The sequence below is a fragment of the Clostridium tanneri genome (genome assembly GCF_033659955.1).
GTDB lineage: Bacteria > Bacillota > Clostridia > Clostridiales > Clostridiaceae > Clostridium_AM > Clostridium_AM tanneri.
In genome coordinates this window covers 254089-267035 of the sequence record NZ_JARUJP010000001.1, presented here as the reverse complement: position 1 = coordinate 267035, position 12947 = coordinate 254089, and the positions used below count along the sequence as shown (strand labels likewise).

Annotated in this window: 11 protein-coding genes and 1 riboswitch; of the genes, 10 read left to right on the top strand and 1 reads right to left on the bottom strand. The window is 33.7% G+C overall.

Going from position 1 to position 12947, the window contains the following annotated elements; translation table 11 throughout:
* The first annotated feature begins 19 nt into the window (after positions 1-19).
* Positions 20-121, top strand: a riboswitch (purine riboswitch).
* A gap of 142 nt (positions 122-263) precedes the next feature.
* The 10 genes from purE (at position 264) to bcaP (ending at position 11736) form a co-directional block, all read left to right on the top strand.
* The gene (gene purE, locus P8V03_RS01245; protein ID WP_318796464.1) at positions 264-743 is read left to right on the top strand and encodes a 5-(carboxyamino)imidazole ribonucleotide mutase; all 480 of its coding nucleotides are present in this window, start codon (positions 264-266) and stop codon (positions 741-743) included.
* A gap of 1 nt (position 744) precedes the next feature.
* Complete coding sequence (gene purC, locus P8V03_RS01240; protein ID WP_318796463.1) at positions 745-1446, top strand: phosphoribosylaminoimidazolesuccinocarboxamide synthase; 702 nt, start codon at positions 745-747, stop codon at positions 1444-1446.
* Between the two features lie 110 nt (positions 1447-1556).
* Positions 1557-2984, top strand: coding sequence for an amidophosphoribosyltransferase (gene purF / locus P8V03_RS01235; protein ID WP_318796462.1), 1428 nt, complete (start codon positions 1557-1559; stop codon positions 2982-2984).
* 32 nt (positions 2985-3016) lie between these two features.
* Complete coding sequence (gene purM, locus P8V03_RS01230; RefSeq protein ID WP_318796461.1) at positions 3017-4012, top strand: phosphoribosylformylglycinamidine cyclo-ligase; 996 nt, start codon at positions 3017-3019, stop codon at positions 4010-4012.
* A gap of 80 nt (positions 4013-4092) precedes the next feature.
* Positions 4093-4707: a phosphoribosylglycinamide formyltransferase gene (gene purN, locus P8V03_RS01225; RefSeq protein ID WP_318796460.1), complete on the top strand. Its 615-nt coding sequence runs from the start codon at positions 4093-4095 to the stop codon at positions 4705-4707.
* Between the two features lie 60 nt (positions 4708-4767).
* Complete coding sequence (gene purH / locus P8V03_RS01220; RefSeq protein ID WP_318796459.1) at positions 4768-6267, top strand: bifunctional phosphoribosylaminoimidazolecarboxamide formyltransferase/IMP cyclohydrolase; 1500 nt, start codon at positions 4768-4770, stop codon at positions 6265-6267.
* Positions 6268-6330: 63 nt separating this feature from the next.
* Entirely contained in the window at positions 6331-7578 is a 1248-nt protein-coding gene (purD, locus tag P8V03_RS01215) for a phosphoribosylamine--glycine ligase (RefSeq protein ID WP_318796458.1), read from the top strand.
* 200 nt (positions 7579-7778) lie between these two features.
* Positions 7779-8798 (top strand): phosphodiester glycosidase family protein, encoded by a 1020-nt coding sequence (locus tag P8V03_RS01210; RefSeq protein ID WP_318796457.1) that lies wholly within the window; start codon positions 7779-7781, stop codon positions 8796-8798.
* A gap of 14 nt (positions 8799-8812) precedes the next feature.
* On the top strand, positions 8813-9862 hold the full coding sequence (locus tag P8V03_RS01205; RefSeq protein ID WP_318796456.1) for a hypothetical protein: 1050 nt from the start codon (positions 8813-8815) through the stop codon (positions 9860-9862).
* 449 nt (positions 9863-10311) lie between these two features.
* Positions 10312-11736: a branched-chain amino acid transporter BcaP gene (gene bcaP / locus P8V03_RS01200; RefSeq protein WP_318796455.1), complete on the top strand. Its 1425-nt coding sequence runs from the start codon at positions 10312-10314 to the stop codon at positions 11734-11736.
* Between the two features lie 106 nt (positions 11737-11842).
* On the opposite strand, the gene P8V03_RS01195 is transcribed toward bcaP, so the two are convergent.
* Positions 11843-12739, bottom strand: coding sequence for an MBL fold metallo-hydrolase (locus P8V03_RS01195; RefSeq protein WP_318796454.1), 897 nt, complete (start codon positions 12737-12739; stop codon positions 11843-11845).
* Positions 12740-12947: the final 208 nt, after the last annotated feature.

Genomic DNA, 12947 nt, shown 5'->3' with positions numbered 1-12947 from the left:
ATGATACCATAAATACATAAAAGTAAATATTTGAAACATCCATATAATTCTGAGAATAGGGCTCAGAAGTCTCTACGAGAAAACCGTAAATTTTCTGTCTATGGGTGAATCTATGTTAGCATAACCTAAACTATAATGTAGGGTAATATTTGTTTATTACATATGAAGTGTGAAAAGTTTGCTGCGGGATTCTCCATGGATTCTGCAGCAAATTTTTATTTTATTATAGGTCCAATTGTAATTAAAAGTGAGGGGGAATTTACATGAAAGTTGCAATTATATTTGGCAGTAAATCTGATACTGAGATGATGAAAGGTGCTGCTGAGATTTTAAGACAATTTAATATTGAACATAGTGCCTACGTACTTTCAGCCCACAGAGTACCAGAGAAGTTAGTAGAAACTATTAAGAACTTAGAAGATAAAGGTTGTGAATGTATAATTGCCGCAGCAGGACTGGCAGCACATCTTCCAGGGGTCATTGCATCTCATACAGTTCTTCCTGTAATAGGTGTTCCAATTAATGCAGCTATTTCGGGGATAGATTCACTGCTCTCAATAGTTCAGATGCCTAAGTCAATTCCAGTAGCTACTGTAGGTATTAATAATAGTTATAATGCAGGCATGTTAGCAGTTCAGATACTATCCTTAAAGTACCCAGAGATCAAAGAAAAGTTAAAAGACTTTAGGGCAACAATGAAGGAAAAGTTTATAAAGGAAAATGAAGAAGGAGTTGAATTATAATATGGAAAAAAGAGAAATGTTATATGAGGGAAAAGCAAAAAAGGTGTATTCAACAGAGGAAGCGGATAAAGTGGTAGTTTATTATAAGGACGATGCCACAGCCTTTAATGGTGAAAAGAAAGGTCAGATAGAAGATAAGGGCGTTATGAACAACATCATAGCTTCAATGCTATTTGAGCTTCTTGCAAAGAAGGGAATAAAAACTCATTTTATTAAAAAGTTAAATGATAGAGAACAGCTTTGTAAAAAAGTTGAAATAATACCTCTTGAAGTTATAGTAAGAAACACAGCCGCTGGAAGTATGGCAAAGAGGCTTGGACTAGAAGAGGGAATGGAACTGAAAACTACAGTGTTTGAATTAAGCTATAAAAATGATCTATTAGGAGACCCTCTTATAAATGAATACCATGCAGTTGGGATTGGACTTACTACCTTTAAGGAACTGGAAGTTATATTTAACATGGCAGCAAAGATTAATGATGTGTTAAAGGAATTCTTCCTACAACAGGGTATAAATCTCATAGATTTCAAGTTAGAGTTTGGAAAATTCCATGGTGAAATAATTCTTGCAGATGAAATATCACCGGATACTTGTAGATTTTGGGATGCAAAAACAAAAGAAAAGCTTGATAAGGATAGATTTAGAAGAGATATGGGCAATGTTAGAGAAGCCTATGAAGAGATATTAAGAAGAATAAGTTAGTGATAATAGGTCAGTTTTTAACACTAAGGTAAAGCAGTAAACAAGGCGAGTATTGTTAATTGTAACTGGCCCACTTCCACCATCAATTGGAAATAGGGGGAATGAGTAAGATGATTAATTTAAATCAGGATGATATATTTGATCTGGAAGAGGATAAATTTAAAGATGAGTGCGGAGTCTTCGGGATATTTTCAACAGAAGAGTTAGATGTTGCATCCGTAACTTATTATGGATTATATGCGCTTCAGCACAGAGGGGAAGAAAGTTCCGGTATAGTTGTATCTGACGGACAGGAGCTAAAAAGCTATAAAGAAATGGGATTAGTATGTGATGTTTTTAATAAAGATGTACTGGAAAAACTAAAGGGTACATCAGCTATAGGACATGTTAGGTATTCTACAACGGGTTCTAGCAGTGCTAGCAATGCCCAACCTATAGTTGGACAGTATAAGTTGGGATCTATTGCTATTGCACATAATGGTAATCTTGTAAATGCAGATGTAGTTAGAGAACTTTTAGAAGAAGGTGGATGTATATTTCAAACATCAATAGATTCAGAAGTTATTTTAAATCTCATTGCCAGAGGAGCTAAAAAAGGAATAGAAAAAGCAGTTGTAGATACCGTACAGGCCATAAAAGGTTCCTTTGCTATCGTGCTTCTTACAGAAGATAAGCTAATAGGTGTAAGAGACCCAAATGGAATAAGACCATTATGTATTGGAAAAGTAAATGAAAGCTATATATTATCCTCGGAAAGTTGTGCTTTAGACTCCATAGGTGCTGATTTTATACGAGATGTGGAACCAGGAGAAATTGTTGTAATAGACAAAGAAGGAATTAAATCTTTAAAGTTATCGGAAAAGACTAAATGTGAAACCTGCGCCTTTGAATATATATATTTTGCAAGACCAGATAGCTGTATAGATGATATAAATGTATATGATTCTAGAGTTAGAGCAGGGAGAAAGCTATTTGAAGAAAGTCCTGCAGAGGCAGATATAGTTATAGGAGTTCCAGATTCAGGTATTGCAGCTGCAGTTGGATATGCAGAAGCATCAGGAATTCCCTATGGCATAGGATTTATAAAGAATAAGTACGTAGGAAGAACCTTTATAACTCCATCACAAGAGATGAGAGAGAGAGCTGTAGCTGTTAAGCTAAACCCATTAAAGGTTAACGTATATGGAAAGAGAGTTGTTATTGTAGATGACTCTATCGTAAGAGGAACCACCAGCAGAAGACTTGTAGAAATACTTAGAAGAGCTGGAGCCAGTGAGGTGCATTTTAGGGTTTCATCTCCAATGGTAAGATATCCTTGTTACTTTGGAATAGATACTCCATACAGAAGTGAGCTTATAGGTAGTGGCAATTCGGTAGATGATATAAAAGAAAAAATAGGTGCAGACAGCCTGGGATATATAAGTATGGAAGGACTTTTGAAATCCTTAGGCGAAGACAAAGGTTTTTGTCTAGGATGTTTTAATGGTATTTATCCAGTTTCAGCACCAATGGAACTGCCAAAGGAACATTTAGGTTAAGTAATTTAAATTTTTTAAGTTGGGGTGATAAAGTGGTAACATATAAGGATTCCGGAGTTAATATAGAAGAAGGATATAAATCTGTAGAGCTCATGAAGGAGCAGGTTAAGAAAACCTTTATTCCTGGAGTTTTGAACACACTGGGAAGCTTTGCAGGAATGTTTGAGTTAGGTAAATATAGAAATCCAGTTCTTGTTTCTGGCACTGATGGAGTAGGTACAAAGCTGCAAATAGCTTTTAAAGCAAATAAATATGATACTGTAGGTATTGATTGTGTAGCTATGTGTGTTAATGATATCCTATGTCATGGAGCGGAACCTATCTTTTTTCTAGACTACCTAGCCTGTGGTAAATTAGAAGCGGAAACTGCAGCAGACTTAGTTAAAGGCGTTACGGAAGGCTGCATTCAAGCTGGATGTGCTTTAATAGGTGGAGAAACAGCGGAAATGCCTGGCTTTTATAGCGAAGGAGAATACGATATAGCAGGTTTTGCCGTAGGTGTAGTTGAAAAAGAAGATATAATAGATGGAAGTAAAATTGAAGAAGGCGATGTATTAATTGGCATTGCCTCCAGTGGTCCCCATAGTAATGGATATTCCCTTATAAGAAAACTTGTAACTGACTTGGATAAGGATTTTAACGGAAGCAAAATAGGAGAAGTGCTATTGACTCCAACTAAAATATATGTTAAACCAATATTGAAGCTATTAGAAAACTTCGAGATTAGGGGAATGGCACATATCACTGGCGGTGGATTTTATGAGAACATACCAAGAATGTTTAAGAATCAGTATACCGCAGTTATAATGAGGGAAAGTTTAGAAATTCATCCGATATTTAAGCACCTAATAGAGCTAGGTGCTGATGAAGGACATATGTTTAATACCTTTAATATGGGTATTGGTTTTGTCCTCTGTGTTAAACAGCAGGATGAAGAAGAAATAATAAAAGAATTAAAGGAACTTGGAGAGAAGGCTTATAAGATTGGATACATTAAAAAAGGGAAAAAAGAAGTTGTTTTAGTCTAAGTTAGTTCCAGCGACAAGAATTCAAACTGGTTGAGTTGCATCAAAGGTAGTAATTTAAATTACTTTTGGAGGAGAAAGATATGTTTAATATAGCCGTATTGGTGTCTGGAGGAGGGACAAACCTTCAATCCATAATAGATTCTGTTAACATTGGTTATTTATCAAACTGCAGTATTAAAGCTGTAATAAGCGATAGAGACAATGTGTATGCACTAGAGAGGTGTAGAAAACATAATATAAATACTTATATTATAGACAGAAGTCTTTATAAAGATAAGGTTTCAGATAAAATTTTAGAATTATTAGAAGGAAAGATAGATTTAATTGTATGTGCGGGATGGCTTTCTATATTAGAAGGAAAGTTAATTTCAAAGTTTAAAAACAAAATAATTAACATACACCCGTCTTTAATACCATCCTTTTGCGGAGAAGGTATGTATGGTATTAAAGTACATCAAAAGGCTATAGAGTATGGTGTAAAGCTATCCGGTTGCACAGTGCATTTTATAGATGAAGGCACAGATACAGGACCTATTATAGTTCAAAAAACTGTGCCAGTGTATGCTGATGATACTGCCGAAAACCTGCAGAAAAGAGTATTAGATGAAGAACATAGAGCTTTACCAGAGGCGATAAAGCTTATTTCCCAGGAAAAAGTTAAGGTAAAGGGGAGAAAAGTCATTATAGAAGATTAATGATACATAAATGTCTAAGAGGATACTCTTGACTATAGGGAAATATAAGGAGGGACAAAAATGTTAAAAAGAGCATTAATAAGTGTTTTCAATAAAGATGGAGTATTAGATTTGGCAAGATTTTTAGTAAGTATGAAGGTAGAAATATTATCTACTGGAGGCACATATAAGTATTTGAAAGATAATAATATAAATGTAACTGAGATTTCAGAAGTAACAGGTTTTGAAGAGATACTAGATGGAAGAGTTAAAACGCTGCATCCAGTTATACATGGTGGAATTTTAGCCATAAGAGATAAAAAAGAACATATGGACACTATAGAAAGAAAAGATATAAAGCCAATAGATATGGTGGTTGTTAATCTTTATCCTTTTTTCGATAAGGTAAAAGAGGATTTAAGCTTTGAAGAAAAGGTGGAGTTTATTGATATTGGCGGACCAACTATGATTAGGGCGGCAGCTAAAAATTTTAAGGACGTTATAGTTCTTACAGATACATCAGACTATAGTGATATAACAAGACAAATAGAAGACAATGGGGAAGTAGACTTTAACACAAGAAAAAAACTTGCAGGCAAGGTTTTCAATCTTATGTCAGCCTATGATGCAGCAATAAGTAACTTTTTACTAGAGGATGAGTATCCTGAGTACTTAACACTTTCATATAGAAAATGTCAGAGTTTAAGATATGGTGAAAACCCTCACCAAAGTGCTGCTTACTATACTTCTACTGTAGAAAAGGGAGCAATGAGGGATTTTGAACAATTAAATGGAAAAGAACTTTCCTATAATAATATAAAAGATATGGATGTAGCTTGGAAGGTAGCTAATGAATTTGATGAACCAGCTTGTTGTGCAGTAAAACATAACACCCCTTGTGGTGTAGCATTAGGAGAAGACATATATGGCGCCTACCTAAAGACATATGAATGCGATACTACTTCAATTTTTGGAGGTATTGTAGCTTTAAATAGAAGGGTTGATAAGAAGACTGCAGAGGAATTAGTTAAGATATTTTTAGAAATTGTAATTGCACCGGATTTTGACAAAGATGCGTTAGAAGTTTTAACAGCAAAGAAAAATTTGAGAGTAATAAGATGTGCTGTAAAACCAGAAGGTAAAACAGAACTATCAAAGGTAGATGGAGGAATACTAATACAGTCAGCAGATGATAAGTTAATAACTGAATTAAAGGTTGTAACAACTGCTAAACCTACAGAAAAGGAATTGCAGGATTTATTGTTTGGAATGAAAGTTTGCAAGTATGTAAAATCCAATGCTATTGTAGTGGTAAAGGATGGAATGGCAAAAGGAATTGGTGGTGGACAGGTTAACAGAATCTGGGCAGCTAGTGAGGCCCTCCAAAGAGCTGGGGATGGAGTTGTACTTGCTTCTGATGCATTCTTCCCCTTTGAAGATGTAGTTCAGGAAGCAGCTAAGTACGGAATAAAAGCTATAATTCAACCTGGTGGTTCAATAGGAGATGAGCAGTCTATTCAGGAATGCAATAAAGAGGGAATAGCTATGGTATTTACCGGGATGAGACACTTTAAGCATTAGAATAATAGAAAATTTTAAAATATATATTAGGTTCAAACATAATTATGATTGGAGGAAATATATGTGAAAGTTCTAATCGTTGGCTCTGGAGGACGAGAACATGCTATTGCATGGAAGGTAGCTCAGAACCCTTTAGTAGAAAAAATATATTGTGCACCTGGCAATGGCGGTACTGCTGTTGAAGAAAAGTGTGAAAATGTTCATATAAAAGACATAGAAGAACTTGCTGATTTTGCTGAAAAAAACAAAATAGATTTAACAATAATAGGACCAGAAGATTTTCTTATCAAGGGAATAGTAGACAAGTTTAAGAAGAGAAATTTAAAAATCTTTGGTCCATCAAAGGATGGAGCAATGTTAGAGGGCAGTAAGGCATATTCAAAAGATTTTATGAAGAAGTATGGAATTAAAACTGCAGCTTATGAAGTTTTTGAAGATAAGGATAAAGCTCTAGATTATATTAAAAGTTGTGAATATCCAGTTGTAGTTAAAGCGGATGGATTAGCTGCGGGAAAAGGTGTTGTTATATGTGAAACCTGCAGGGAAGCTGAAAATACCATAATTGACTTTATGGTAAGGGATATTTTCAAAGGATCAGGAAAAAGATTAGTAATTGAAGAGTTTTTAGAGGGAGTTGAAGCTTCTATACTTTCTATAACAGATGGAGAAACAATAATACCATTTATGTCTGCTAAGGATCATAAACAGATATATGACGGAGGGAATGGTCCAAATACAGGAGGAATGGGTGCTATATGCCCGAATCCCTATTGTACAGAGGAAATTCTAAGCTCTTTCAAGAAAAATATTATGGAAGGAACCTTAAGAGGTATAAAATCAGAAGGATTGAACTATATAGGAATAATTTTTTTCGGTATTATGATTACTAAAAAAGGAGTATACCTTCTAGAATACAATGTCCGAATGGGAGATCCGGAAACTCAAGCAGTACTACCATTAATGGCAACTGACTTTGTAGATTTGATACAAGCAGCCTTAGACAAGAAGTTATCACAATACAAAGTAGAATGGAATAATGGGGCTTCCTGCTGCGTTGTGGCTGCTTCAGGAGGATATCCTAGTAAATATGACACTGGATTTGCGATTAAGGGTTTAAATCATGCATCTAAAGTTTTTGGTGCTGGAGTAAAATATGAAAATGATATCTTTACAACTAGCGGGGGAAGAGTTCTTTCTGTTCAGTCCTTAGGCAAGAATATGGAAGAAGCAAGAAAATCAGCCTATGATAACTTAAGAGACATTGATTTTCAAGGAATTTATTATAGAAAAGATATAGGAATAATTGAATAAGCAAGGTAGGAAAGGTGAGATGCATTAGTGGAATGTAGCTCACCTTTTTATTAGTATTGTTTTAAGTGGAGAACAACACTTAATAAAAAGTTAAGAATTAGAATAGGGGGGAAGCCTAGAAATAATGTTAAGATAATAGTAAAATATGTTATGAATACTTAATAAATATATGAGGCCTATAACTAAGTTTGGAGGTAAAAATGAAAGATATAGAAAAAAAGCCAGAAAGAAGGACGAAGAAAAAAAGAAAAAAATCTTTAGGGAAAATGATAATAGTATTTTTAATCTATGAATTTATAGTGGCGGCGGTAACAACTCCCCTTATTGTTTTTTATGGACCATTTGAAAATGTTAAAAGAACTATGGTAGGAACTGCAATGGCAACTTTTACCCACCAGTATATAGCTACTACCTTTCTATCAAAGGATGAAATAGATGAAATTTTAAAGAGCTCTAAAAGTGGTGAAACTACTAGTAGTGAATCAGAAAATTTAGGGGGAATTAAGGTAGCCCATGTAGCAGACAAAGGAATAGATAGATATGATATACATACTAAAAAGTTTGACGGCTATATCCTAGAAATTAAAGATCCTACAAGAATAAAGATTGGATATACGAAAAAATTAGGAGAAGTAGGTCAGAGAACTAGTGAGATAGCTGAAGAAAATGGAGCTATCGCAGCAATCAATGGAGGAGGATTCACAGATAGATCATCTAATGGAAAGCTGTGGGCTGGAACAGGAGCATATCCAGAAGGAATTGTTATATCTGACGGAAAAACAGTGTATAGTGACATCAATGCTAACGAAAGAGTAAATGTTACAGCATTCACTGCTGACGGAAAATTGATTGTTGGAGATCACACCTTAGAAGATTTGAGAAAACAGGGAGTTGTTGAAGCGGTATCCTTTAGAAATACACTGATAATAAATGGCAAGACTGTCGCTGTAGAGGATGAGGGGTTAAACCCTAGAACTGCTATAGGGCAGAAGGAAGACGGAACTATCATAATGGTAGTTATAGATGGAAGAAAAGGATTAAAACCTGGTGCAACTCTAAAAGAACTTCAGAATATACTCCTGCAGCAGGGGGCTGTAAATGCAAGTAATCTTGATGGAGGATCTTCTTCAACAATGTACTTTAATGGAGAAGTTATAAATGATCCTTGTGACTGGAATGGAGAAAGAACTATAGCCACCGCTTTATATGTAAAACCTTAGAGGAGAGTGTAATAATGAAAGGATTTAAGAAAATAATCTTATGGACTTTAATACCGATAACTTTAGAATTATTAGGAATATTTTATATAGATCAATTTTACTTAAATGATGAAACCAGCTTTAATACTAAAAAAATAGATGTAGCTACAAAAAAAGGACCGAATAAAATTAATGTTAAAGTTGGTGATGAGGCTAAAAATATTAAAGCTTCCTATAATGGGAAATACATTTCTTATTATGAAGATGAAAGTATTAAAGTTATAGATACATCAAATAACAAGAAAAAAGAAATAACCTTTGAGGATGGTGGAAAACTCTCTTCATATAAGTGGTTGCCAGACAGAGATATAATGCTTGTAGCTGAAAAATATAGCAATGGCAATCTTGGAAACTATTTAAAGTTTAAATCCTACAATGCTAAAAAAGATGAAAAGCTCCCTCTAAGTGATGAAAATAATAAGGAATTAAAGATACCACTGTTAGATGGAAAATACGAGGTTTTAGACATAGCTCTTTCTACTGCCACAAATGTAACCTACGTTAAGGTTGGTAGAGAAGGGGTAAGGAGTAAACTTTACCGTATAAATGTAATGGCACAGCTAGAGGAAACAAAATACTATAATGGTAAGCTAGGTGAGATAACTGCATTGAATAAAGAGGATAGGTTAGTTTATCAGGATGTAACCTATAATAGAATAAGAGTAGTCGGCTTAAAAAATCCTATAGCTACAGGAGAAAATGCTATACATTATCTTTTGGCTTCAGACAGTGAAGATAATGTATATATTGGAAATGGAGAAGATGAGAAGGTTAAAAAAATATTTGTTGCCAGTCTAAAGAAGCCGAGAGATCAGTGGAAAATTTTAACCTTGGAAGAAAGGGTTAATAAAGACAATATATATATAACAAATAAAGGGAAGATTTACATTAATGAACCTTCAAAGAGTTTGGTTAAAGATTTAGAGTCAGGACAGGAAGTTCAATACGAAGGGGAAGTAGTAGAAATACATGACTTTGGAATTATAGTCAAAGATGGAGGAAAGATCAGCGGAAAGTTATTTTAAAAATGTTAGTTTAATATAAATATATTGATTAGTGATAATGAAGGTATAATTGCATACCTTCATTATTATTTTAACGCAATAAAAGACTAAAAAGGTATTAATATGTTTAAGAAATTGAATATTCTAATAAATAATTGTTAGAAAATAAATATAATTTTAAAATAAGAAAAATATATATTCTAATTGTGCAAAAAAAATACAAATTGAAGACAAAAATAAAAAATAAAAAAATTTTTTTTGACAGTTTTAGGTTATATAATTCATGCCAATATTTGTATCCGTTGATTTTAGTGGGTTTGGTTAAAATTTCAAAAAATGTTTACAAAATATTCAAAATATTCCGACAAGTAGAAGTTTGTCCGAATTGTGTGCTATAATTACAATAGTTAAAAAATTCAATAAATTTTAAACAGTTCCTAAAATTTTAAATTTTGAGAGGAGTGTAGCAAATGGCTAGTAACAACAAATCTATCTTCAGGACCAAGTCGATTGAAGGTCTGTTGGCTCAGACAGCAAGTAAAGGAAAAGGGCTTAAAAAGGTTCTTGGAGCATTCGAGCTTACCATGCTTGGTATAGGAGCTATAATTGGTACAGGTATCTTCGTTCTTACAGGGGTTGCTGCAGCAGACTATGCTGGACCAGCATTGGTATTATCATTTGTATTTTCAGGTATTGCTTGTTCTTTTGCAGCGCTATGTTATGCTGAGCTTGCAGCTATGATCCCAGTAGCCGGTAGTGCTTATACCTTCGGGTATGTTGGACTTGGGGAAATTTGGGCATGGATCATAGGATGGGACCTTGTACTAGAATATGTAGTTGCCGTTGCGGCAGTTGCAGTTGGTTGGTCAGGTTATATTGTATCATTACTTAAAGCAGGAGGAATAAATGTTCCTGCAGCATTATGTAATCCACCAGGACAAAATGGAGGTATTGTAAACTTACCATCGGTTATAATTCTATTTATTATTACATTATTCCTTTTAAGAGGCGTTAGTGAAAGTGCTAAGTTAAATAATATACTAGTTGTAATTAAACTAGCAGTAGTTATTATATTTATAGCACTTGGTGTAGGACATGTTAACCCAGCTAACTGGAACCCATTCTTCCCATATGGAGTTAGTGGCGTATTTAAGGGTGCAGCAATCATATTCTTCGCTTATATCGGATTTGACGCAGTTTCAACGGCAGCAGAGGAAGTTAAGAATCCTCAAAGAGATTTACCTATAGGTATAGTTGGATCACTTTTAGTATGTACAGTTTTATACATTATAGTTTCAGCTATATTAACTGGTATGGTTCCATATGCACAATATCATAATAATGCAGCTCCAGTTGCTTATGCGTTAGCGCAGGTAGGAATTAACTGGGGATCAGCATTGGTATCTGTTGGAGCAGTATGTGGTATAACTTCAGTTTTACTTGTTATGACATTCGGTTCAACTCGTTTACTTTTCTCACTATCAAGAGATGGATTATTACCAACTGTTTTTGCAGAAGTTCATCCAAAGTTTGGAACACCTGTAAAGAGTACATTACTTGTTGGTGTTATGACAATGGTGCTTTCAGGCTTTGTTCAAATTGGAAAACTTGCAGAAATGACAAATATAGGAACACTTGCAGCCTTCTGTGTAGTTTCAGCATCAGTTATAGTTCTTAGAAAGAAGATGCCAGATTTCAATAGACCATTTAAATGTCCAGGAGCACCTGTTACTCCGGTAATTGCAATAATCTTCTGTCTATACTTAATATACAACTTACCTAACTTCACAAAGATGGTATTTGTAATTTGGATAGCACTTGGATTTATTGTATACTTTGCTTATGGTAAGAGCCATAGCTTAATGAATTTTGAAGAAGAAACAGGAACTAAATAATCTTATAAAGTAACTGTAAATTTGTAATAGTAAAGTTTTGAGCACTTCTGCAAAACAATGTGGAAGTGCTCTTTTATCCTATGTTAACAAATTAATGATACTTTAACTACTCTGACTTTTTATAATAATACAGTTTTCCGTCCTCTATTGAGTAATTGATTAGATCTTTTGAGTAGAGATAGGCTATGAAAGCAGAAACACCAGCAAAGTTTAAATGATACTGGTAAAAATTAAGAGATAAATCATTTAGTATAGTTATGTTTTCTAATATATCTTCACGAGTTAAGGGTTGGTCTAAAAGATCTAAAATTTGTTTTTCATATCTTTTTATATTCTCCAAATTTTTATCTGAAAGAGATATAATTTGCTCCCTATTTAAAATAGAGCTGGAATGACTAATGACAAAGTAGTCAGCATCAAGTTCTTTAATTCTATTTAAGGTATTAATACTCTCGTCTATATTGTAAAGGTATGGAAATGAGTATTTTTCTAATATTTCTTCACTAAATATTGAATCACCAAGAAAACAAACTTTTTCAGGTGTGATTATTCCTATTTGTTCTATTGAGTGACCTTTTAAAGGGATTATTTCAAACTTTTCATCGTTAATTTTATTTATACCATAATCAAGAATAAAATCTACATTAATAGGTTTATTGCTGCTGGCAATGGACTTCATAGGGGAAGAAGAAGACAGAATAGAAGGTTGAAGTTCTTGATTCTCCATGAAGAGTTTTTCCCTTAAGGAAGTATATACTAGACAGCCAGGGTAATTTTTTTGAAAATAGTGATTTCCACCACAGTGATCTAAGTGGTTATGAGTATTTATAATGTATTTAGGATGAAGGTTATTTTCCTGGATAGCCTGCTCTACTTTTCTTGCCTCTGTATTATTTGAGCCAGTGTCAATTATAAGACAGTTCTTATTTTTAAATACAAAGATACCAGAATTTGTAGCGGCATCTATATAGTAAGTATTTCCTTTAATTTTGCTCAAGTTCATAAAATCACTTCCTTTTCAACTTTGTAGTAAATTTATAAATAAATAATAACATTGTAAATAGTTAAATTCAAATATAAGTATAGTTATTACTGGCAGAATAATTAGTGGACACTTGGATTATACAAAAAATTTTGAAATTTTCCTCTATACATGTTATAATTTTTAGTAAGTTATTATCAATTATTTTTATTAATTTCTAGAAGCGGAG

Coding starts and splice junctions, on each gene's coding strand:
- purE (WP_318796464.1), top strand. CDS start 264: ATGAAAGTTGCAATTATATTTGGCAGTAAATCTGATACTGAGATGATG.
- P8V03_RS01195 (WP_318796454.1), bottom strand. CDS start 12,739: ATGAACTTGAGCAAAATTAAAGGAAATACTTACTATATAGATGCCGCT.
- purF (WP_318796462.1), top strand. CDS start 1,557: ATGATTAATTTAAATCAGGATGATATATTTGATCTGGAAGAGGATAAA.
- purN (WP_318796460.1), top strand. CDS start 4,093: ATGTTTAATATAGCCGTATTGGTGTCTGGAGGAGGGACAAACCTTCAA.
- P8V03_RS01210 (WP_318796457.1), top strand. CDS start 7,779: ATGAAAGATATAGAAAAAAAGCCAGAAAGAAGGACGAAGAAAAAAAGA.
- purC (WP_318796463.1), top strand. CDS start 745: ATGGAAAAAAGAGAAATGTTATATGAGGGAAAAGCAAAAAAGGTGTAT.
- purH (WP_318796459.1), top strand. CDS start 4,768: ATGTTAAAAAGAGCATTAATAAGTGTTTTCAATAAAGATGGAGTATTA.
- bcaP (WP_318796455.1), top strand. CDS start 10,312: ATGGCTAGTAACAACAAATCTATCTTCAGGACCAAGTCGATTGAAGGT.
- P8V03_RS01205 (WP_318796456.1), top strand. CDS start 8,813: ATGAAAGGATTTAAGAAAATAATCTTATGGACTTTAATACCGATAACT.